At 72.8% G+C, this 20,223-nt stretch carries 19 protein-coding genes; 12 read left to right on the forward strand and 7 right to left on the reverse strand.

What is annotated here, in order from left to right:
• Nucleotides 1-297: 297 nt before the first annotated feature.
• Complete coding sequence (locus BM419_RS21400; RefSeq protein WP_128083351.1) at nucleotides 298-501, forward strand: hypothetical protein; 204 nt, start codon at nucleotides 298-300, stop codon at nucleotides 499-501.
• Nucleotides 502-869: 368 nt separating this feature from the next.
• Here the strand turns inward: BM419_RS21400 and chrA are convergent, their stop codons facing one another.
• A complete protein-coding gene (gene chrA / locus BM419_RS21405) occupies nucleotides 870-2,045 on the reverse strand; it encodes a chromate efflux transporter (protein WP_020094873.1) in 1,176 nt (391 codons plus the stop codon).
• A 523-nt stretch (nucleotides 2,046-2,568) separates the two neighbouring features.
• On the opposite strand from chrA, the gene BM419_RS32520 reads away from it, so the two are divergent.
• The 9 genes from BM419_RS32520 to BM419_RS21450 all read left to right on the forward strand — a co-directional run bounded on the left by BM419_RS32520 (nucleotide 2,569) and on the right by BM419_RS21450 (nucleotide 12,506).
• Nucleotides 2,569-2,841 (forward strand): heavy-metal-associated domain-containing protein, encoded by a 273-nt coding sequence (locus BM419_RS32520; protein WP_056530506.1) that lies wholly within the window; start codon nucleotides 2,569-2,571, stop codon nucleotides 2,839-2,841.
• Nucleotides 2,838-3,287 (forward strand): hypothetical protein, encoded by a 450-nt coding sequence (locus tag BM419_RS21415; protein WP_056530504.1) that lies wholly within the window; start codon nucleotides 2,838-2,840, stop codon nucleotides 3,285-3,287. Before BM419_RS32520 ends, BM419_RS21415 begins: the two co-directional genes overlap by 4 nt.
• Before the next feature lie 86 nt (nucleotides 3,288-3,373).
• Nucleotides 3,374-5,110, forward strand: coding sequence for an efflux RND transporter periplasmic adaptor subunit (locus BM419_RS21420; RefSeq protein WP_056530501.1), 1,737 nt, complete (start codon nucleotides 3,374-3,376; stop codon nucleotides 5,108-5,110).
• 11 nt (nucleotides 5,111-5,121) lie between these two features.
• Nucleotides 5,122-8,271 carry an efflux RND transporter permease subunit gene (locus BM419_RS21425; protein ID WP_091927612.1) on the forward strand — a complete coding sequence of 1,050 codons (3,150 nt, stop codon included), beginning with the start codon at nucleotides 5,122-5,124 and terminating at the stop codon, nucleotides 8,269-8,271.
• A 60-nt stretch (nucleotides 8,272-8,331) separates the two neighbouring features.
• Nucleotides 8,332-8,697 (forward strand): hypothetical protein, encoded by a 366-nt coding sequence (locus tag BM419_RS21430; RefSeq protein WP_020094869.1) that lies wholly within the window; start codon nucleotides 8,332-8,334, stop codon nucleotides 8,695-8,697.
• A 22-nt stretch (nucleotides 8,698-8,719) separates the two neighbouring features.
• Complete coding sequence (locus BM419_RS21435) at nucleotides 8,720-9,112, forward strand: CopM family metallochaperone (RefSeq protein WP_056530497.1); 393 nt, start codon at nucleotides 8,720-8,722, stop codon at nucleotides 9,110-9,112.
• Nucleotides 9,113-9,349: 237 nt separating this feature from the next.
• Entirely contained in the window at nucleotides 9,350-9,907 is a 558-nt protein-coding gene (locus BM419_RS21440; RefSeq protein WP_056530495.1) for a GbsR/MarR family transcriptional regulator, read from the forward strand.
• Nucleotides 9,908-9,963: 56 nt separating this feature from the next.
• Complete coding sequence (locus BM419_RS21445; RefSeq protein WP_091927613.1) at nucleotides 9,964-10,683, forward strand: DUF4166 domain-containing protein; 720 nt, start codon at nucleotides 9,964-9,966, stop codon at nucleotides 10,681-10,683.
• A complete protein-coding gene (locus BM419_RS21450; protein WP_091927614.1) occupies nucleotides 10,680-12,506 on the forward strand; it encodes a saccharopine dehydrogenase family protein in 1,827 nt (608 codons plus the stop codon). Before BM419_RS21445 ends, BM419_RS21450 begins: the two co-directional genes overlap by 4 nt.
• Here the strand turns inward: BM419_RS21450 and BM419_RS21455 are convergent.
• From BM419_RS21455 to BM419_RS21475, 5 genes are all read right to left on the reverse strand, one after another.
• A complete protein-coding gene (locus BM419_RS21455; RefSeq protein WP_091927615.1) occupies nucleotides 12,491-13,723 on the reverse strand; it encodes a DUF3095 domain-containing protein in 1,233 nt (410 codons plus the stop codon). The two genes, BM419_RS21450 and BM419_RS21455, sit on opposite strands and share 16 nt — an antisense overlap.
• Nucleotides 13,724-14,076: 353 nt before the next feature.
• Entirely contained in the window at nucleotides 14,077-14,421 is a 345-nt protein-coding gene (locus BM419_RS21460) for a hypothetical protein (RefSeq protein WP_020094863.1), read from the reverse strand.
• A gap of 219 nt (nucleotides 14,422-14,640) precedes the next feature.
• Nucleotides 14,641-15,537, reverse strand: coding sequence for a class I SAM-dependent methyltransferase (locus tag BM419_RS21465; RefSeq protein WP_244540821.1), 897 nt, complete (start codon nucleotides 15,535-15,537; stop codon nucleotides 14,641-14,643).
• A gap of 345 nt (nucleotides 15,538-15,882) precedes the next feature.
• Nucleotides 15,883-17,499, reverse strand: a complete 1,617-nt coding sequence (locus BM419_RS21470) for a GMC family oxidoreductase (protein WP_091927617.1) — start codon at nucleotides 17,497-17,499, stop codon at nucleotides 15,883-15,885.
• A 512-nt stretch (nucleotides 17,500-18,011) separates the two neighbouring features.
• The gene (locus BM419_RS21475) at nucleotides 18,012-18,278 is read right to left on the reverse strand and encodes a hypothetical protein (RefSeq protein WP_042672249.1); all 267 of its coding nucleotides are present in this window, start codon (nucleotides 18,276-18,278) and stop codon (nucleotides 18,012-18,014) included.
• A 300-nt stretch (nucleotides 18,279-18,578) separates the two neighbouring features.
• On the opposite strand from BM419_RS21475, the gene BM419_RS21480 reads away from it, so the two are divergent.
• Nucleotides 18,579-18,863 (forward strand): hypothetical protein, encoded by a 285-nt coding sequence (locus BM419_RS21480; RefSeq protein WP_091927618.1) that lies wholly within the window; start codon nucleotides 18,579-18,581, stop codon nucleotides 18,861-18,863.
• A gap of 203 nt (nucleotides 18,864-19,066) precedes the next feature.
• On the opposite strand, the gene BM419_RS21485 is transcribed toward BM419_RS21480, so the two are convergent.
• A complete protein-coding gene (locus tag BM419_RS21485) occupies nucleotides 19,067-19,450 on the reverse strand; it encodes a phospholipase A2 family protein (protein WP_042672250.1) in 384 nt (127 codons plus the stop codon).
• Between the two features lie 372 nt (nucleotides 19,451-19,822).
• On the opposite strand from BM419_RS21485, the gene BM419_RS21490 reads away from it, so the two are divergent.
• Entirely contained in the window at nucleotides 19,823-20,218 is a 396-nt protein-coding gene (locus BM419_RS21490) for a TIGR02300 family protein (RefSeq protein ID WP_020094856.1), read from the forward strand.
• Nucleotides 20,219-20,223 lie beyond the last annotated feature (5 nt).

A 20,223-nucleotide genomic window follows, 5' to 3' on the forward strand; every position in this document is an offset into this window, starting at 1 on the left:
CGGTGAGGCGGCGTGCTGCCGGATGCCGCTGCGACCGGAGGCGGCGCGCGTGACGCATGCGGGTGGTCTCGCGACGGTCCGCCTCCGCGCGGTGATCCAGGGTCGCGGACGTTGCCGGCGCGCCTGTTCCCGACCCGAGGCCGGCTCTCGCGATGTCCGCTCCGCGTCGTTCCGACCTGCCGGCCCGCGGGATCGGGCCCATGGCCGTGCCTTGCCGCGACCCGCGATGAATCGGCATCGTCCGAGGGGCCGGTCTCGCTGCGCGCTGGATCGAACAGCGGCCGGGTGACGTTCCTCATGGCCTACATCGCCCAGACAGGAGGAACGCTCATGCGAATTCGCTATCTGCTGCCGCTCGTCGGCTTGCTCGCGCTCACGGCCTGCAAGGACGAGAAGAAGGCCGAGACCCCCCCGCCGCCTCCGCCTCCCGCCGGCACGGCGCCGGCGAACCCTGCGCCTCCGGCCACGACGACGAACCCGGCTCCCGCCAACAAGCCGTAGCCGAGGCGCCTCGAAGGTGGCGGGCCCTGTGACGCATTCCAGGCCCACAGGGCCCGCCCATCGCGACCGGGGCCGACGCCGCTGCCGCCGGCGATGCCGCCGGTCTGGGCGCGCAGCCGAAGCGAAGCTCCGCGACGGGGACGGGGCAGTTCCGTTCCGCACCGCGATCCGGCGCAGCGTCAGCACCGCCTGCTCCGCGCTCGTCTTCCGACCGCGCCGCATGTCCGGCTCCCTCGGTCGAAGCCGATCCTCTCGCTCGCACCGGCCAGGACGGGTCCAAGTCGGTCGGGTCCAGGTCGGTCGGGTCCAAGTCGGTCGGGTTCAGGTCGGCCGGGTCGAGCGGGCCGATCGGGTCAGGGCGGCTCCGGTCAGAGCGAGGCGAGGGCGACACCGCCCAGGGCCGTGAGCGCGACGACGATCCACGGCGCCACCCGACCGACCGTCAGCAGCACGAACGCCAGCACGGCCACGGCGAAATCGCGCGGGTTGCCGACCGCGCTGCTCCAGACGGGATCGTAGAGCGCGGAACCGAGGATTCCGACCACCGCCGCGTTGGTCCCGCGCATCGCAGCCTGGGCCAGCGGACGCGTCCGGAACGCGTCCCAGTAGGGCAGCGTGCCGTAGACCAGGAGCACGCCCGGCAGGAAGATCGCGACCAACGCGATGGCCGCGCCGACCACGCCGTGGGGCGACGGCCCCGCGACCGCGCCGAGGTAGGCCGCGAACGTGAACAGCGGGCCGGGCACGGCCTGGGCGGCGCCGTACCCGGCGAGGAAGGTGCCGGGGCCGACCCAGCCCGGCGCGACCACCTCGGCCTGCAGCAGCGGCAGCACCACGTGGCCGCCGCCGAACACCAGGGAGCCGGAGCGGTAGAAGGCGTCGAACAGCGCCAGGCCCTGGGATGGCAGGCCGGCGACGAGCAGATGGGGCACGACGAGGAGCAGGGCGAAGGCGACCAGCGCCGCGGCGCCGGCCCGCCGGGACACTGGGACCGCGAGGTGCCCCGCCTGCGCCTGCGGTGCCGCCCGGCAGAGGACGAGCCCGGCGAGGGCACCGAGGGCGATGGCGCCGAGCTGCCCGACCGAGCCCGCGACGAACACTGTGAGGAACAGGGCCGCCACCGCGATGCCGGCGCGCGGCCGGTCCGGTGCCAGGGAGCGGGCCATCCCCCAGACCGCCTGCGCGACGACCGCCACGGCGACGAGCTTGAGACCGTGGATCACGCCGTCGGCGACCGGACCCGACAGGGCCGCGGCGCCGTAGGCGAAGGCCAAGAGCAGCAGGGCCGAGGGCAGCGTGAACCCCGCCCAGGCGGCGAGCCCGCCCAGGAGGCCGCCGCCGCGGAGCACGCCGAGCGAGAACCCGACCTGGCTGGAGGCGGGCCCGGGCAGGAACTGACACAGCGCCACCAGGTCGGCATAGCCGCGCTCGTCCAGCCACCGGCGCCGGGTGACCAGCTCGTCGCGGAAGTAGCCCAGGTGCGCGATGGGGCCGCCGAACGCGGTCAATCCGAGCTTGAGGAAGGCGCGGAAGACCTCTCCCACGGAACCGGGCGCGCGTGCGGACGCGGACTCGGGCCGCCCGGGCTCAGCGGACGATGAGGCGTCGGTCATGGGCGGCCTGGGTCCGGGCGTGTCGCGAAGGGGCGGGCGTGGCTGGCGTCCAACGACCGGCCCCGGGCACCTCGGGGTCGAGCCGCGTCCGGATGCCGTCCGGGAAGAACACCGCCGGGCGTATTACCAAGCTTACCACCTGGCCTACCAGCAGGCGCACCAGGATGACCCAACCGGTTTCCGCGGTTCGCGGGCGGCCGTGCCGGGAGCGCGTCCGTCACGTCCTCGCGAACAGGCGGAGCGGCGCTGGGGCGCTCGCGGGACTGATCCGCTCCGCTCGTGGCGGGCGAGGCCGGGCGCGGGACGAACGGCGCAGGATACCATCCCGGCCGGGCGGGATGGCACCGGACGAGTCTCGGCCTGCGATGGGCGCGAAACTGGGCAAACCTCGGGCCTTGACCTTCCAACGGTGGGAAGCCCCATCTCGTTCGGACGCCGTCGGGAGGAGAGCCACATGGTCCGCTTCGAGGTCGGGAAGACGGGGCGCGGCGGCTGCGCCGGGTCCGTGACCCGCGCCGTGCAGGCCGTCGCGCCCGGCGCCCGGATCGAGGTCGACATAGAGGTCGACCTGGCGACGAAGCGCGTCACCGCGGCCTTCTTCCCGGCCGAGCCCGTGCTCGCGGCGGCCCCAGGGGACGCCGCAGCGACCGGAATCGCACGTCGGCATCCACGTCCCGGCCGCGGACATGGTCCCGCCGCCAGAACCGGTGTAATCCCGTACCCATGAGCCCGGACCGGCAGATCCTGCGCCTGATGGCGGCGATGATCCTCGCGATCATCGCCTACGTCGCGCCGTCCGCCGCCCAGGCCCACGAGGGCCATGCCCACCACGGCCACCGCGCGGCCGCGGCGCAGCCGAGGGCGGTCGCCCCGGTCGCCGCGTCCGTACCGGTGACGCCCGCCGCCCGGTCGGCGGCGCCGGCATGGTCCAAGGTCGCCCGCGCCACCGTCGCGGCGGCGCGCGTCGAGCCGACCGAGGACGGGTGCTGTCGTCCGGGCCGCGAGACCCGCTGCTGCGGGACGATGGCCTGCTGCGCCACCGGCGTCCTCGGGGGGCCCCCTGGCCTGTCGCCGGACCTGTTCGGCGCCGTCACGCTGGTCCCGGGCGACGTCGCCGGCCGCACCGGCCTCGGCCCCGAGGCCCTGCCCGAGCCCCCACGAACCCGCGCGTGAGATGAGGCGCGCCCGAGGCGCGCGACGCCCGAGGTGCGCCCGCCCGTGGCCGCGCCCGGCATCCCCATCGCGAGGATACCGTTTCCATGTCGACCCGTCTTGCCGCCGCCCTCGGCGCGGTGGCGCTGCTCGCCGCCGTCCCGGCGGGGCCCGCCCGCGCCCACGAGGGCCACGACCACGGCGCCGCCCAGCCCCCCGTCTCGAAGACCATCGCCCCGCGCGGCGAGGCCTTCTCCGACGCCTTCGAGCTGGTCGCCATCCCGCGCGACGGCACCCTGACCCTGTTCCTCGACCGCTTCCGGACGAACGAGCCGGTGACCGGCGCGACGATCGAGGTCGAGACCCCCGAGGGCCCGAGGACCGCCAGCGCCACGCCCGGGGGCGGCTACACGCTGCCGGCCCCGTGGCTGTCGAGGCACAGCCGGCACGACCTCGTCGCGACGGTCACCGCCGGCGACGCGGTCGACGTGCTGCCGGTCACGGTGACCGTGCCGGCCGATGCCGGCGCCGCAATTCCCGCCGAGCCGGCCGCGGCACGGGCGGCGCTCGCGCGCGTCTCGGAGGTCGCCCGCGGCGTCCGCCAGCGCCTCGGCGCCGGGGACCCGATCCTGGTCGGCGCGGTCGCCGTCGCCTTCCTGCTCGGCGTCCTCGTCACCGCCCTCGCGCGGGGCCGCCGCGGCGTCCCGACGGCGGCGCTGATCGCCGTCGGCATCACCCTCGTTCTGGGCACCGCCGCCTTCGCGCACGGCGACGACGACCGCGAAGCCCCCCCCGTGCAGGGGGCCGCGCTGACCGGGACGCGCCCGGCCGCGCCGTCCGCGTCGGATCTCGCGCAGCGCCTGCCCGACGGATCCGTCTTCGTGCCGAAGCCCACCCAGCGCCTGCTCGCCCTGCGCACGACGGTGACCGAGCGGGACAGCTTCCACCGCTCGGTCGAGCTGCCCGGCCGCATCATCCCGGACCCGAACGCCAGCGGCGTCGTGCAGTCCTCGGTCGGCGGTCGCCTGTCGCCTCCGCCCTCGGGACTGTTCCCGCGCCTCGGCACGCGGGTGCGCAAGGGCGAGGTCCTGGCCACGGTCACACCGCCGATCCAGGCCGTCGACGTCTCCGACATGCGCCAGACGCAAGGGGATCTCGACCAGCAGATCTCCATCGTCGAGCGCCGGGTCGACCGCTACAGGCGGCTCGCCCTGACCGGCGCCGTGGCCCAGACCCAGCTCGACGACGCCCTGGCCGAGCTCAAGGGCCTGCAGGACCGACGGACGGCCCTCGACAGGATCAGGCGTGAGCCGGAACCGCTCGTCGCGCCGGTCGACGGCGTCGTCGCGCAGGCCGCGGCGGTGGCCGGTCAGATGGCCACCCCCGGGCAGATGGTCTTCCAGGTCGTCGACCCGGGCCGCCTCTGGGTCGAGGCTCTGAGCTTCGACGCCCTCGCGGCGGCGCAGGACGCCACGGCACGGCTCGCCGACGGCCGGACCCTCAAGCTCGCCTACCAGGGTTCGGGCCTCGCCGACCGCAACCAGGCCATTCCGGTGCAGTTCGCCGTCCAGGGCGACGCCTCGGGCCTGCGGGTCGGGCAGTTCGTCACCGTGCTCGCCGGGACCGACACCGAGCAGGCCGGGCTGGCGCTGCCGCGCGCGGCGGTCGTGCGCGCGGGGAACGGGCAGGACGTCGTCTACGAGCACACCACCGCCGAGCGCTTCGAGGCACGGCCGGTCCGCGTCGAGCCCCTCGACGGCGGCCGGGTGCTGGTGGCGGAGGGGGTCGGGCCCGGCACGCGGGTCGTGACGCAGGGCGCCGAACTCCTCGACCAGGTCCGCTGAGGAATCCGCCGATGTTCACCGTCCTCGTCGGACAATCGGTCCGCAACCGCCTGCTCGTCCTCGCGCTCGCCGCGGTGCTCGTGCTCTACGGCGCCTTTACCGCCACCAAGCTGCCCGTCGACGTCTTCCCCGACCTCAACAAGCCCACCGTCACCATCATGACGGAGGCCGAGGGCTACGCGCCCCAGGAGGTCGAGCAGCTCGTCACCTACCCCATCGAGACCCGGATGAACGGTCTGCCGGGCGTCACCCGGGTGCGCTCGGTCTCGGGCGTGGGGCTGTCCATTACCTACGTCGAGTTCGACTGGGGCACGGACATCTACCGGAACCGGCAGCAGGTCGCGGAGCGCCTCGCCCTGGTGCAGGACCAGCTGCCCCGGGGCGTGACCCCGGTCATGGGCCCGATCTCCTCGATCATGGGCCAGATCCTGCTGGTGGCGGTCACGGGCGACACCGCGACCCCCATGCAGGTGCGCGAGGTCGCCGACTTCACGATCCGGCCGCGGCTGCTGACCATCCCGGGCGTCGCGCAGGTCATCCCCATCGGCGGCGAGGTGCGCCAGTTCCGGGTCAGCCCGAACCCGGCCGCCATGCGCGCGCTCGCCGTCACGAACGCGCAGCTCGAGGCGGCGCTCGCCCGGTTCGGCACCAATGCCGGCGGCGGATTCACCGACCAGAACGCGCGCGAGTACCTGATCCGGAACATCGGCCGGACCATGAGCCTCGACGACCTGCGCAGCCTGGTGGTCGCGACGATCAACGACGCGCCCGTCCACCTGAGGCAGGTCGCCGAGGTCTCGTTCGCCGCGAAGGTGAAGCGTGGCGACGCCGGCTACATGGCGCGACCCGCGGTCATCGTCTCGGTCGAGAAGCAGCCGGACGTCGACACGGTGCGGCTCACCCGCAGCATCGAGACCGCCCTGAAGGAGATGGGCCCGACCCTGCCGTCCGGCATCAGGGCCGACCGAGTCCTGTTCCGCCAGGCCGATTTCATCGAGACCTCGATCCGCAACGTCGCGCGCGTCCTCGTCGAGGCCGTGCTGGTGGTGGCGGTGGTGCTGTTCGCCTTCCTGCTGAACGTGCGGACGACGGCCATCTCGCTGCTGGCCATCCCGGTCTCGGTGCTGACGACCGCGGCGGTGTTCCACCTGTTCGGGCTGTCCATCAACACGATGACGCTCGGGGGGCTGGCCATCGCCATCGGCGAGCTCGTCGACGACGCGGTGGTGGACGTGGAGAACATCTACCGACGGCTCGGCGACAACCGGCGGGCGGCCAACCCGAGAGGCGTGCTCCAGGTGGTGGTGGAGGCCTCGAACGAGGTCCGCTCGGGCATCGTCTACGCGACGCTCATCATCATCCTCGTGTTCGTGCCGCTCTTCGCCCTGTCGGGCATCGAGGGACGCCTCTTCGCCCCGCTGGGCGAGGCCTACATCATCTCCATCCTGGCGAGCCTGCTCACCTCCATCACTCTGACCCCGGCGCTGGCGTCCCTACTGCTGCCCGGCCTGAAGACGCTGGAGGAGCACGACAGCCGTCTCCTGAAGCGGCTCAAACGCGGCAACGCCGCCCTGCTGCGGGTCGCATTCCGGCACCAGGGCCTGCTCGTCGGCACGGTCGCGGTCGCGGTGGTCGCCGCCGGCGTGGCGGCCTGGACCCTGCCGCGGGCCTTCCTGCCGCCGTTCAACGAGGGCTCGTTCACGGTCAACATGACCTTCAACCCGGGCATCTCGCTCGCCGAGAGCAACCGGGTCGGGCTGATCGCCGAGAAGCTGCTGCTCGACATCCCGGGCGTGAGGACGGTGGGCCGCCGCACCGGCCGGGCCGAACTCGACGAGCACGCCGAGGGCGTCCATGCCTCCGAGATCGAGGTGGCCCTCGACGCGGGTGCCGAGCGCCCGAAGGAGGCGCTGGTCGCCGACATCCGCGGACGCCTCGCGGCCCTGCCGGTCGCCGTCAACGTCGGCCAGCCGATCTCGCACCGGCTCGACCACATGCTCTCGGGCGTGCGCGCCGAGATCGCGCTCAAGGTGTACGGGGAGGATCTCGACGCCCTGCGGCGGGTCGCGAACGCCCTGCGCGACCGGATGGCGGCGATCCCCGGCCTCGCCGACCTGCAGGTGGAGCGCCAGGTCCGCATCCCGCAGCTCGAGGTCCGCGTCGACTACACGCGGGCGGCCCTCTACGGGGTGCAGCCCGCGGCCGTGATCGAGCAGATCAGCCGCCTCTCGAACGGGCGCGTGGTCTCGACGGTGGTCGACGGCGTGCGCCGCTTCGACGTGGTGCTGCGCCTGTCCGAGGACCGCCGGACCACCGCGGGCCTGGGCGACCTCCTTCTGGAGACGCCCTCGGGCTGGGTGCCGGCGCGCCAGGTGGCCGACATCCGCGAGACGGACGGGCCGAACCAGATCCTGCGCGAGAACGCCCGGCGCCGCATCGTGGTGCAGGCCAACACCGACGGCGGGCGCGACATGGCCACCGTCGTGGCGGCCATCCGCGAGGCGGTGGCGAAGGAGCCGCTGCCACCGGGCTTCTTCACCAGCCTGGAGGGGACCTTCCAGGCGCAGGAGGAGGCCAGCCGGACCATCGCGGTGCTCTCCGCGGTGTCCCTGGCGCTCGTCTTCGCCATCCTGTTCAGCCGCTACAGGTCGGCGGCGCTCGCCCTGATCATCATGGGCAACGTGCCTCTGGCGCTGATCGGCTCGGTGGTCGCCCTGTGGCTGACCGGGCAGCCGCTGTCGGTGGCGTCGATGATCGGCTTCATCACGCTGACCGGCATCACAGCGCGCAACGGCATCCTGAAGATCAGCCACTACCTGAACCTGTCGCTGCACGAGGGCGTGCCGTTCGGGCCCGACCTCGTGGTGCGCGGCAGCCTGGAGCGGCTCACCCCGGTGCTGATGACGGCGCTCGCCGCCGGCGTCGCGCTGGTGCCGCTGCTCTACGACCCGGCGAGCCCGGGCAAGGAGATCCTGCACCCGGTGGCGGTGACGATCTTCGGCGGCCTCGTCAGCGCGACGCTGCTCGACACCGTCCTGACCCCCGTCCTGTTCCTGCGCTTCGGCCGCGCGCCCCTGGAGCGGCTGCGCGCCCTCCACGCCGACACGCCGGCCCACCCATCCCCGGACGGCGCGCGCCCGCGCCCGGCCGAGGCCTACTGACCCGCACAACCCAACTGACCCGCATAACCCAACTGACCCGCATAACCCAGGAGAACCGGGATGATCCTACCGAGACTGGCCCTGATCGCTGCCCTCCTCGCCGCGTCCGCCGTCTGCGCCCACGAGACCGCCGGCCAGCACGGCGGCCGTGTGACGGATGCCGGCAGGTTCCACGTCGAGCTCGTCGCCAAGGGCGAGGCCGTCGACGTGTTCCTGTCCGACGAGGGCCAGAAGCCGGTCCCGGCCGCCGGCTTTAAGGGCACCGCCATCCTCGTCGTCGGCGGCAAGCCGACCCGCGTGCCGCTCGAGCCCGCCGACGGCAACCGCATGACCGGCAAGGCCGCGACCGCGCTCGGCGCGAGCCCCAAGGGCGCGGTGCAGCTCACCGGCCCGGACGGCGCGACCGCCAGCGGCAAGTTCAACTGACCCTACCGGGAGAGAACGATCCATGACGCACCTCCGCACCCTTCTCGCCGCCGCCCTGCTGTCGACCGGGCTGGCCGGGGCGGCCCTGGCGCAGGGCATGCACGACCACGGCTCCATGTCCGGCAAGGACATGGGCTCGATGAAGCCGAACCCGAAGGACGACGCCGCGACCAAGGCGTTCAAGGCCGCCGACACGGCGATGATGAAGGACATGGACGTCCCCTATACCGGCGATGCCGACGTCGACTTCCGCAGGCACATGATCCCGCACCACAGGGGCGCGGTCGCCATGGCCAAGGTCGCGCTGACGCACGCCAAGGATCCGGCCACCAAGGCGATGGCGCAGAAGATCATCGACGATCAGGAGAAGGAGATCTCCGACATGGAGGCGTGGCTGAAGCGGCACGGCCAGTAGCCGCCCGCGCCGGGACCGGAGACCGCGGCGGTCCCGGCCCGCCCCGATGGAGGTGCCTCACGCCGCGCCGGAGCGGGGCGAGGCGCCCCCGCGCCTGACGCGGGCGCCGTTCCCGGTCAGGCGCGGGACGGGATGCCCGGTCCCGCCCTGGCGGCGCGACCGGGACCCGGCCGAGCGTCGACCGCCCGCGATCCCGGCCGCTTGACAGCGTGTTCGTTCTGGTCTGTTATTTCTGTCATGACAGAAATAACAGACATGCCGAGTCCCCTGCCGGCCGCGGTCGAGCGCTTCGTGCTGCACTGGGGCGATCTGGGCGGCCAGTGGGGCGTCAACCGCTCGGTCGCGCAGATCCACGCGCTCCTCTACCTCTCCGAGCGCCCTCTCGCCGCCGAGGACATCGCCGGCATGCTCGGCATCGCGCGGTCGAACGTCTCGAATTCCCTGCGCGAGCTGCTCGGCTGGAACCTGATCCGCCGCGTGCCCGTGATGGGCGAGCGCCGCGACCACTTCGCCGCCGAGACCGACCTCTGGGAGATGGTCACGCGCATCGCCGCCGGCCGCAAGGAGCGCGAGATCGATCCCGCTATCGCGGCCCTGCGCGCCTGCGTCGCCGAAGCGGACGCGGACCCGGCGCTCGGGGCGGTCGCCAAGCGGCGCCTGCGCGCGATGCTCGACTTCACCGAGTCGATGGAGCGCTGGTACGGCCAGATGCTCAACGTGCCCCGGGGCACGCTGGCCAAGCTCATCCGGCTGGGCGGCCGGATCGTGAAGTTCCTGCCGGCCAAGGCTGAGTGACGATCCGAGGGTCGTCCTCGGAGAGCCGGACCGATCGAGGGGCCCAGGTGACCGCGATGGGACATGTCCGTCGAGCCGATGCGGGGCCGTCCCGCGCGTTCTCCCCCGCCCGGTCGCTCACCGAGCCGGGCGACCTGCTGGACCTGCGCTTTCGGGCCTTGATCCCGGAACGCGCGTGGGCGAGCCTGTCGCCGGCCGTGCGCCGCCGCTTCGGGAAGCGGCTCGCGCAGGGGGCGAGCGCGGTCTATGTCGGCCACGTCGTCGCGATGGACGTCAGCCGCTTCGGCTGGCTCGTCGCGCAGGCGACGCGGCTGGTCGGCGGCCCGCTGCCTCTGGAACGCCAGACCGGCCGCGCCGGCGTCGTCACCGTCACCGAGGACCCTGATGGCGGCGGTCAGGTCTGGACGCGGCTGTACGCCCGCGCCTCCGGCTTCCCGCAGGTGATCCACTCGGCCAAGCGCTTCGCCGGTCCCACCGGCCTGGAGGAGCATGTCGGCGCCGGCGTCGGCATGAGCCTCACGGTGGCGGTCGAGGACGGGGCGCTGACGTTTCGCAGCCACCGCTACTTCATCGCCTGCCTCGGGCGCCGCCTGCACCTGCCGGGCTGGCTCACCCCCGGCGCGCTCACCGTCACCCACGCCGATGCCGGCGGGGACGCGACGCCGGGCGCCTTCCGCTTCATCCTCGACATCGCCCACCCCTGGTTCGGGCGGCTGATCCACCAGGAAGCGGTCTTCCAGGACGCCGAGCCGGCGGGGCAGGGAGAGGCGGCGTGAGCACGATCCTGGTCTTCGGCGGGTACGGCGGCTTCGGGGCTCGCCTGTCGCGGCGGCTCGCGGAGGCCGGTCATGACGTGGTCGTCGCCGGCCGCCGCCTGGCGCGCGCCGAGGCGTTCTGCGCGGCCCATCCTCCGTGCCGTCCCCTTCAGGCCGACCGCAACGGTGCCGTCGCGCCCCTGCTGGAACGCGTCCGTCCCGACCTCGTGATCGATGCGGCCGGCCCCTTCCAGGGCAGCGGCTACGCTCTGCCCCGGGCCTGTATCGCCGCGGCGATCCCGTACCTCGATCTCGCGGATGGCCGGGCGTTCGTGACCGGCATCGGCCAGCTCGACGCCGCCGCACGCGCGGCCGGCGTCGCGATCCTCTCCGGTGCATCGAGCGTCCCCGCCCTGTCCGGTGCCGTCGCCCGGCGCCTGGCGCAGGGGATGGACGTGGTCACCGCCGTGGAGATCGCGATCAGCGCCTCGAACCGCGCGACCGCCGGGACGTCGGTCGCCGCGGCCATCCTGAGCTACGTGGGCCGGCCGATCCGGCTCTGGCGCGGACAGCGCTGGTCGGCGGCTGTCGGCTGGCAGGCGTTGCGGCGCGAGCGCTTCGCCCTGTCCGACGGCGCGTCCCTCGGCCGCCGCTGGCTGGCCCTGGCGGACGTCCCGGACCTCGATCTCCTGCCCGATCGGCTTCCGGGCCGGCCGGCGGTCAGCTTCAGGGCCGGGACCGAACTCGCGGTGCAGACGATCGGCCTCTGGTGCGCGAGCTGGCCGGTGCGCTGGGGCTGGATCCCCTCCCTGCAGGGGCTCGCGCGCGGGCTTCTCCTGGCGCAGCGGCTGACCGCGCGCTGGGGCTCGGATCGGTCCGGCATGGTCGTCCGGATGTTCGGCACGGCCGCAGGGCGCCGCGTCGAACGGCGCTGGACCCTCCTGGCGGCCGACGGTCATGGCCCGGAGATCCCGGTGCTGCCGGCGGCGATCCTGGCCGAGCGGATCCTGGACGGTGCGATCGCGCCCGGGGCGCGCGACGCCGGGACCGCGCTCGACCTGTCCGATTTCGAGCCGAGCTTCGCGCGCCTGTCGATCCGCCACGACGTGCGGGAGTCGGGACAGGCCGATGCGCTCTACGCGCGCGTCCTGGGTCCGCGCTTCGCCGAACTCGCGCCGCGCGTCGCGGCCCTGCACGGCGTGCTGCGCGAGGCGGGGGCGCACGGCCGCGCCGTCGTGCGACGGGGCCGCCACCCCGTCGCGCGCGGCCTCGCGGCGCTCCTCGGATTGCCGGTCGCGGGCGCGCACGATCTCCACGTCGGCTTCAGCGAGACGCGCGGGGTGGAGCGCTGGACGCGCGCGTTCTCCGGTCGCGGGTTCACGAGCGCGTTCTCCGAAGAGCGCGGCTGCCTCGTGGAGCGGTTCGGTCCGCTCCGCTTCAGGTTCGACCTCGCGCCCGAGAACGGCGGCCTGCGCATGGTGCTGCGCGGCTGGTCCGTCGCGCGGCTGCCCCTGCCGCTGGCGCTCGCACCCCGCACCGCCGCCCGCGAGTGGGAGGAGGCGGGGTTGTTCCGCTTCGACGTCTCGATCGCCCTGCCACGCGTGGGGCTGGTGGTGCATTACCGCGGCTGGCTCGACACGGACGATCGCGCGGGCCGTCGATCCGGCTTCGTCCCGGGCGCAGAGCCGGCCGCGCCGCCTCGGAGCGGACATCCGGCACAGGGCCCATCCCGGCCACCCGGCGGGGATCCCGGGCCGGTAACGGCCCTGCCGATCCCGTCATCGCGCGCCAGCGCCCCGTCCCGCAGCGGGCACGGTCCCGAGCCGCGTCACGGGCGGGTCTGAGCCGAGGCACCGCCATCGGCCGCGCGACCCTTCAGATTCGCGGCCGCCGCGGCATAGCCGCCACCGGCACCGTCGATGAAGTGCATGTGCCCGCTGCCGGGGACCGGAGGGCTGATGCAGGTCAACTGCGCAGCCGCCTGGCGCTGCAGGCCGAAATGGCAGATCCCCTGCGCCTCCGCGCCGGCGAGCTCCGCCTCGAGTCGATCGGCGAAGGCGCGGGTGCAATCCAGCGTCATCCGCAGCGCGTCATCGTACTTGCGGAAATCTGTGTTGCCCACGATCTCGCGCCGCAGAACGGCGGGATCGAACGCGCCGACCCGCGCGCCTGTGCGGTAGATCAGGTATTCCGGTATCGATCGCGCCGCGAGGCGGAACTTGGCCCAGAAGCGGCTCCTGCGAGAGCCCGGCATCGCGCGCAGTTCGAGGTCCAGTCCCGCCCACGGTCCGCGCATTTCCGGTCCCGCGTCCTGCATCGGGCGCGCGACCTCGGCGCTGATCTCGAGCCTCTGCAGGAGCTCCTGCACGAGTTGCCGGAAGGCCGGCGCGTCGCCGCTGTGCTGGGGCACGAGCATGAGCGAGAGCATCAGCTCGTGCCGGGGACGGATCTCCTGCCAGCGGCAGGAGAGGCCGGTCAGGTCCGGCTGGGTGCCGGCCTCGGCCGGTGCGATAGCGTGGTCGCCGGCCTTCATGGCCGCCTCTGCCCAGGGCAGCCCACCTCCGCTGAACATGGCATAGGAAACGTGGGCGCTGGGCGCGTAGCGCGCCACGCGCACGTCGAGCGCGCGATCGCGCACGGCCGAGACCGGCACGAGAGCGGTGCGCAGCTCCAGTTGCAGCGCCTCGCGGACCCAGCTGGCCGTCGCCGCCAGCGCGTCTCTCGCGGCGTCCGCGTCGTCCGGGGCGACGGCGAAACTGGCCCCGTCGCCGCCGAAGACGAAGGGGAATTCGCGCCGGCCGAGTGCGTTGGAGACCGCCGTGATGATGGCTGCGCCGGCCGCATTCACCGCCTTGTAGCGGCCAAGCCCGATCTGCTGCCGAGAGCCGACGACATCGGCCACGCCGAGCCACCAATCCGCGGGCAGGGGCCGGTAGAGGCCTGGATCCATGAGGCTGGAGAAGGCGGTGAACCGGGGCAGGCTGTCGTAGAAATCCGGGGCCGCGCGGCGTGTCGCCGGTTCGCGTTCCTGACCTGCACCCATCGATGTCCCCACCGCCATCGCCCTGCTCCTCGGCGCAGCGCCAGGGCGCCGTGACGCGCCCGGATCGCGTCACCGATACCATCCTCGGTGAGACAACCCTCACCACGCTCACGTGCCGCCCTCAAGCGAGGGCGGCACGTGAGGTCCGAATTCGCGGCCGCTACGAGCTGTCGCTCGATCCGCGGCCGATGCGGCTCGGATCACGAAAGTCGGGCGGCATCCCCGGGACGGATGGGGCTGGGGTCGCCGTCACGGATCCCGTCGTCGGAGCGAGGGGTCGCGGGATGGAGTCGGTCAGCCGGCCGCCGCCGCGCGTGCAGCGGCGGCCGATCGCGTGACGGAAACGCGATCCGTCGAAGATGGTCGCTCAGCTAGCCGCACACGCGCTCATGGCCGAAGAAGACAGGATTGTAGATCGCGCGGCAGTCGCCGAAGTTCGGGCCGAGGAAGGAGCTGTTCGCGGGATAGCCCCAGCTGAACCCGCCGAAGCGCCGACGGAATCCACGGTGGTAGAAATGGCGATGGTGACCGAACCCGCCGTGCCTGAAGCCTCCGTGCCCGAACCCGCGATGGCCGAAGCCTCCGTGATGGCCGAAGCCTCCGTGTCCGAAACCGCCACGGCCAAACCCGCGGGCGTCGGCACTGGCGGCACCACCGGCCAATGTCGCGGCCGCGAGACCCGCCACCATCAACATCTTCGTCGAGATCATCTTCATCGTGCGTCTCCCTGTTGGGGTGAAGGCACTCTGCCGCCGACCGATGGCCGGTCGCTGTGATCCCGGTCACAGAAGCCCGGACGCGGGGCTCGACGCGGGATCCCTCGCGGGGGCTCGGGTGCGGGCTTCGACCGAACCTCGACCGGTCGGGACGACCGCGAACTCGGACGCCGCGGCGGGCAGGCGGCCCGCGCCGTTGGCCGCGCGCGTGCGATCGCTCTACGCGCGCTGCCCCATCACGAGCGTGACCGGCTGGCCCGCGAAAGTCTCGACCGCGGTGAAGGCGCGTGCGCGAAGTTCAGCCTCCATGGCCGCGCCTTCCCACAGATGTCCGCCGCTGCGGGCCAGCCGCAGGGCAGCGAGCGCGGCGGCCGTGGGATCCGCCGGCGGAGCGTAGAGTCCGACCACCAGATACCCCCGCGGCTCGAGCGCAGCCGTGAGCCGATCGAGCGCTGCTCGGGCCGCGTCCCGGGAGAGGAAGGGTGCCGGAAGCCACGTCAGCGAGTAGCCTGCCGAATCGTCGAACCGCGTCACATCCTGCAGACGGAGTTCGATACGGCCGTGAAAGGGGCTCGCCGCCACGTTCGCGCGCGCCAAGGCCAGGGCCGGCTCCCAGATGTCCAGGCCGACGACCCGCAGCGAGGGCCAGCGTGCCGCGGCCTCCAGCGCGATGCCGCCCACGCCGGTGCCGACATCCAGGAAGCGCCCGGTGAGTGCGGCCGCGAGCGACGGGCGCTCGGTCGACAAGGCCGCCAGGCGCCGCACGACGCTGCGCGACGCCTGGCCTTGAGCCTGCAACATCGCGGGATCGCGAACCTGCCAGACCGGCGGCCGCTCCGGGTGATCCAGCAGATCCCGCGCCTCCTCGAGCGCGTGGGTGACGGATGCCAGGAGCGCGGACACCTGCTCGGGTTCGAGCTCACCGAGGCCGCCCGGGATGACGGCGGCGACCACGTCGCGCAGTCGGCGCGCCACCTCGGGATCGACCGCCCTCGCGTCTTCCTTCGCACCTTCCCGCGCGTCTTGCCGCAATCGCAGGGCCGCACCGATCGCGGCCAGCCCTCGCGCCGCGTTTCCCATCGCGCGCAGCGTGTGTTCAACCGTGTCGATAGCCATCCGCGACCGCCGAAGTGATGATCGCCACGACGCGTCGTGGCACCCGAACAGGACGGCCCGGCATCCTCGGAAAGAGGCCGGGCAAGGATCCGCGGTGTCTTTCCCGGCCGTGAACCCGTGGATCATCCGCCCGGGTGCTCCTCGGCAGCGCCTCAGGGGAGCTCAGCGCTTCCGGCCGTCACACGCGGCCTGAACGAACCGCCAGCGACGCGCGGTGCGTCGCGCGGAGCGCCGCGATTCCGGGGACGGGATCGATGTCCCGATCGGCCCGTGCGATGTCCGCGCGACGCCGCGTCCTGAGCGAGCCCTCCGGTCCGCCGATCGTGCTCGCTGCGGCGACGGGCGTTACAGGCCGTTCGCCCGCTTCAGCATCTCGGCGGCCCGTTCGCCGATCACCGCGCACGGCGCCTGGGTGTTGCCGGTGGTCACGCGGGGCAGGATCGAGGCGTCGGCGACCCGCAGGCCGTCGATGCCGTAGACCCGGAGCGCCCCGTCCACGACCGCCAGCGCGTCGCGGCCCATCCGGGCGGTGCAGCTCTGGTGCCAGTAGGTGACGGCGGCATCGCGGATGTAGTTCGCCATCGCCGCGCCGGACAGCGGACCCGGCATGGCCTCGGCGCGCACGTACGGGCGGAACGCCCGCGCGTTGCCGAGGGCGCGGCAGAGATCGACGCAGGCCGCGGCCGCCGTCACGTCGGCCGGGTGGGACAGGAAGTTCGCCTCGATGACCGGCGGCGTCGCCATGTCGGCGCTCCGCAGCCGCAGGCGGCCGCGGCTGGCGGGCTGCGCGAGGCCGGCGAACATCGTCCAGCCGTGGGCCGGAACGCCGCGCGCCGCGGTCTGCTCGCTCGGAACCGGAAACTCGACCTGGCAGAACAGCAGGTCCGGCGCCGAGAGGCCGGGCCGGCTCGTCCAGTACAGGGTCGCCTCGCTGCCGCTGTTCCGCGGCGCGATCGGGTCGGCATATTCCCAGGTGCAGCCGAAGGACACGTGGTCCTGAAGGTTCTGTCCGACGCCGGGCAGGTGCTGCACCGACGGGATGCCGAGCGCCCCGAGCTCGTCCCGGTCGCCGATCCCCGAGAGCATCAGCACCTTGGGTGTGTGGATCGCCCCCATCGACAGGACCGTCTCGGCACGCGCGCCGACCGTCCGGACCGCGCCCGCGTGGACGAACTCGACCCCCGTGGCGCGGCGGCCGTCGAAGGTCACGCGGCGGACGAGCGCGTCCGTGAGGACGGTCAGGTTGGGGCGGTCGAGCCAGGGATGGACGTAGGCGCGGAACAGCGAGACGCGCCGGCCGTCGCGGACCAGCATGTCGGTGATCGCCGCGCCGCCGGGCCCCTCCATCATGCGCCCGTTGGGGTTGTCGAAGGTCGGGATGCCGAGGTCCCGCGCGGCGTCGAGCAGGGCGTGGGCCACGGGGCTGGGATCGGAGGCGGGCTGCACCCAGACCGGACCGCCGCTTCCGCGATGCGCCGGATCGGGGGCGCCGCGCCAGTTCTCGATGCGCCGGTAGATGTCGAGGACGCTCTCGTAGCCCCAGGCCGCGTCGCCGGCCTCGGCGGCGAAGGCGTCCCAGTCGCACCGGTGGCCGCGCGCCCAGACCATCACGTTGACGCTGGAGCCGCCGCCGAGGCCCTTGCCCATCGCCATGGAGAGCGTGCGTCCGTTCAGGTGGGCATTCGGCTCCGCGCGAAAGCCCCAGTCCCGCGCCCCGCCGAGATTGGTCGGCCAGAGGGCGGGATCGAGCACGGCCTCGGCGTCGTCCGAGCCGCCCGCCTCGAGCAGGAGCACCTGCACCTCGGGGTTCTCCGCCAGCCGCCGCGCGACGACCGACCCGGAGGCGCCCGCGCCGCAGACGACGAAGTCGTAGGCCGGTTTCAGGTCGGCGGTCAGCCGGGCCTGGTTCTCCCCCGCCCGCCGCGCGAAATCGGCCCGGTCCAGGGCGTCTGAAGTGCTCATGATCTGGAAGGTCTCACCTGTAGCAGCGGATCGGAATGATCTCGGTCAATCGAGGATCGGGCAGAAAATTCCGACGCTCACGTCTCCGCGCTCCAGCAATCGCCTCGTCGGGATTGCCGGAACATCAGTGGCGCCGCGATCGGGCTGCCGCGCGAAGCGGCGCGCACCCGGCGTTCGACGCGCGGATCGATAACGCAATGCTTCTGTTACAGGTGGATTTCGGCGCGTGACCGCGCGCGTTACATGGGACACGATTTTTCGTCCGCGCCGCCGAGCCGGCGAGCGGGCAGGTCGGATCGGCGGATCGGGCGGCAGGACACGCGAAAGCGGCGAGGCTCGCACCCCGCCGCTCGCGTCAGTCTCGTTGTCCGTTACCGGGTGGCCGCCGGCATCCTGCCGGGTTCACAGGCCCATCAGCACGCCGGCCGAGCCGACGACGGTCATCATGAGGCCGCCCAGGAAGGCGCCGATCATCGCGTAGGAGAAAGCCTTCAGCATCGTGTCCCCCGACCTCAGCAGCGGTTGCCGCCGGCGGTCTGGCCGTACTGCTTGACCGGGAAGTTCTGCTGGTTGGCATTGCCCTCCGCGGCCGAGCTCTGCGGGCAGGTCCAGGGGTCGCGGTCGTAGCGGCCGCCGAACGGGGCGCCGAACGAGCCCGTGGTTTCGACATCGTAGGGCGTGGAGCCAGTCCAGGCAGGACGATCGTAGGCCATGGCGGACGAGATCGGAGCTACGGCGAGCATGAGAGCGGTGACGGTAGCGGCGATACGGGTCTTCATAGGCTAATTCTTGCTCCTTTACGCAGTACAGTCCGAGACTTACGGCCCATTTCATCTTGCGTGACACTGATATGGGGGCGATTGTCTCGGAGCGACGTGCCGCTGCGCACGCGGCGTCCGGGATTAATCGCGCTGGCGGCGCAGCTGTGACCGCGCGATGACCAGGCTGTCCCTGCCGCCGACGTCGCGGCCGCCCGGCAGACTGCGCTCACGAAGGCACGCTCATTGAACCAGACGCGTGCTTCAGGTCTTCCCTCCATGCCGAGGCGATCGATCTCCGCCGAGGCATGGAGGAGCTCTATGCGCATTCTCGTTCTCGCCGCGCTCGCAGGTGTCGGCCTCGGCATCCTGGCTGTCCCCGCCTCGGCCGTTCCCGCGGGCCCCGCGACCGGCCTCTCGTCGCCGTCCGACATGCTCACCGACGTCCGGATGAGGCGCCATCACGTGCGGCGACACTCGATGTCGCGGGTCCAGCGGCGCTATCCGGGTGCGAGCTTCGTCCGGAACAAGACCCCCGGCTCTGCGGGCGGCAGCAGCCGGGGTAACGGCGTTACCGGCAGCTACGCCGCGCCCAGCGGACGGTAGGCCCCCACGCTCGCGCAACGCGGCCCGCCCGGCCGCGGCGGGCTCCGCGCGCGCCATCGCCGTCACCGGATTCCCGCGCGTGGGACCGGGGCGGCAGACTGCGCAGGCGGGATCAACCCCCACGGCCGGCGATCCCGCCGGCTTCCGGTTCGAGCCGGCGCCCTGCGCCCGCGCGGGCGAATGGTGGCGGATGCGTCGGGCTCTCAGCGCGCCAGTCTCGCGGGGAGCACCGTCGGCGCCGGGCTCGACGCGTTCGACGCCGCGAACGACGCGACGAATCCGGCGAGGGAGCGCACATTGTCCGGCTGCCGCGGATCCCGAGCAACCGCGGCTGCCTCGCGTTCCAGTCGAAGGTTACAGGCCTTTGTCGGAAGTCCGATATCCGGCGTGCAGGCGTCGTGGCGGGCGCAGGCTGCGTCGAGGGCGTCGATAGGCGGCAGAGGCGCATTGTTGCCGGGGCCGCAGTAGTTGCCGTGGATGAGGAACTTCGGCCCGCCATTGGCGGCCGGCTGTGCCAGGGACGGCGTGGCCCACGCGGCGGCGAGGCAGACGGGGGCGACGAGGCCTATGACGGTGCGAGTCAACATGGTGGAGACCCTCCAGCACCTGCGCCGCACAAATCCCATCGGCGATGACGGTGCGAGACACGATTAAGCACCACACATCACGGCGCGACGTGCTCCGGAGCACCACCCCTATTTGGATGACGTCCTACCCGCATCGCGGACATCGCGGTCGCTGCGTCACCGCAGCGTCCGCGACATCGCGCGGCATCACGGAGGTCGGGCCCCGCCGCACTTTCCCCCTCTGCCTCCTCTGCCGATCGCGTGTCGGCACCTCTGTCGTGCAGACACGCCTCGCTCGGCGCGAAGAGGCGGGGCATCGGGCTGCCGACTGTGGTAGACATCCCGCATGCTCGCTGGCGATCCAGCGTCTCACGGCCTTCAGGGAGAGTCTCAGTGGCGCGTCCGGACCTCGGCACGAAGCGTATCTGCCCGACGACGGGGAAGAAGTTCTACGATCTCGGTAAGAATCCCGTGATCTCGCCCTACTCGGGCGAGGTCGTGCCGATCGCTGCCGCGACATCGTATTCCAGGGGGAGCGCTCCCGTCGTCGCGCGCAAAGAGGCGCCGAGCGACGAAGAGGACGAGACGGAGGGCCCCGAACTCGTCTCGCTGGACGAGGTCGAGGCCGAGGAGGCCGAGAAGGACACGGACAGCAACGCTGAGGATGACGACGCGCTCGACATCGAGGACGACGGGGAGCAGGTCGACGACGATAACCTCGTCGTCGATGAGGACGATGACGACACCAGCGATCTCGTCGAGGTCAACGACGACGATGACGACCAGTAGGCCCG

Origin of the sequence: Methylobacterium sp. yr668 (assembly GCF_900116245.1) — a bacterium.
In the GTDB taxonomy this organism is placed as follows: domain Bacteria; phylum Pseudomonadota; class Alphaproteobacteria; order Rhizobiales; family Beijerinckiaceae; genus Methylobacterium.

Coding starts and splice junctions, on each gene's coding strand:
- BM419_RS21435 (WP_056530497.1), top strand. CDS start 8,720: ATGACGCACCTCCGCACCCTTCTCGCCGCCGCCCTGCTGTCGACCGGG.
- BM419_RS21425 (WP_091927612.1), top strand. CDS start 5,122: ATGTTCACCGTCCTCGTCGGACAATCGGTCCGCAACCGCCTGCTCGTC.
- BM419_RS21460 (WP_020094863.1), bottom strand. CDS start 14,421: ATGAAGATGATCTCGACGAAGATGTTGATGGTGGCGGGTCTCGCGGCC.
- BM419_RS21440 (WP_056530495.1), top strand. CDS start 9,350: ATGACAGAAATAACAGACATGCCGAGTCCCCTGCCGGCCGCGGTCGAG.
- BM419_RS21430 (WP_020094869.1), top strand. CDS start 8,332: ATGATCCTACCGAGACTGGCCCTGATCGCTGCCCTCCTCGCCGCGTCC.
- BM419_RS21415 (WP_056530504.1), top strand. CDS start 2,838: ATGAGCCCGGACCGGCAGATCCTGCGCCTGATGGCGGCGATGATCCTC.
- BM419_RS21485 (WP_042672250.1), bottom strand. CDS start 19,450: ATGTTGACTCGCACCGTCATAGGCCTCGTCGCCCCCGTCTGCCTCGCC.
- BM419_RS21470 (WP_091927617.1), bottom strand. CDS start 17,499: ATGAGCACTTCAGACGCCCTGGACCGGGCCGATTTCGCGCGGCGGGCG.
- BM419_RS21445 (WP_091927613.1), top strand. CDS start 9,964: ATGGGACATGTCCGTCGAGCCGATGCGGGGCCGTCCCGCGCGTTCTCC.
- BM419_RS21420 (WP_056530501.1), top strand. CDS start 3,374: ATGTCGACCCGTCTTGCCGCCGCCCTCGGCGCGGTGGCGCTGCTCGCC.
- BM419_RS21465 (WP_244540821.1), bottom strand. CDS start 15,537: ATGGCTATCGACACGGTTGAACACACGCTGCGCGCGATGGGAAACGCG.
- BM419_RS32520 (WP_056530506.1), top strand. CDS start 2,569: ATGGTCCGCTTCGAGGTCGGGAAGACGGGGCGCGGCGGCTGCGCCGGG.
- BM419_RS21480 (WP_091927618.1), top strand. CDS start 18,579: ATGCGCATTCTCGTTCTCGCCGCGCTCGCAGGTGTCGGCCTCGGCATC.
- BM419_RS21400 (WP_128083351.1), top strand. CDS start 298: ATGGCCTACATCGCCCAGACAGGAGGAACGCTCATGCGAATTCGCTAT.
- BM419_RS21475 (WP_042672249.1), bottom strand. CDS start 18,278: ATGAAGACCCGTATCGCCGCTACCGTCACCGCTCTCATGCTCGCCGTA.
- BM419_RS21455 (WP_091927615.1), bottom strand. CDS start 13,723: ATGGCGGTGGGGACATCGATGGGTGCAGGTCAGGAACGCGAACCGGCG.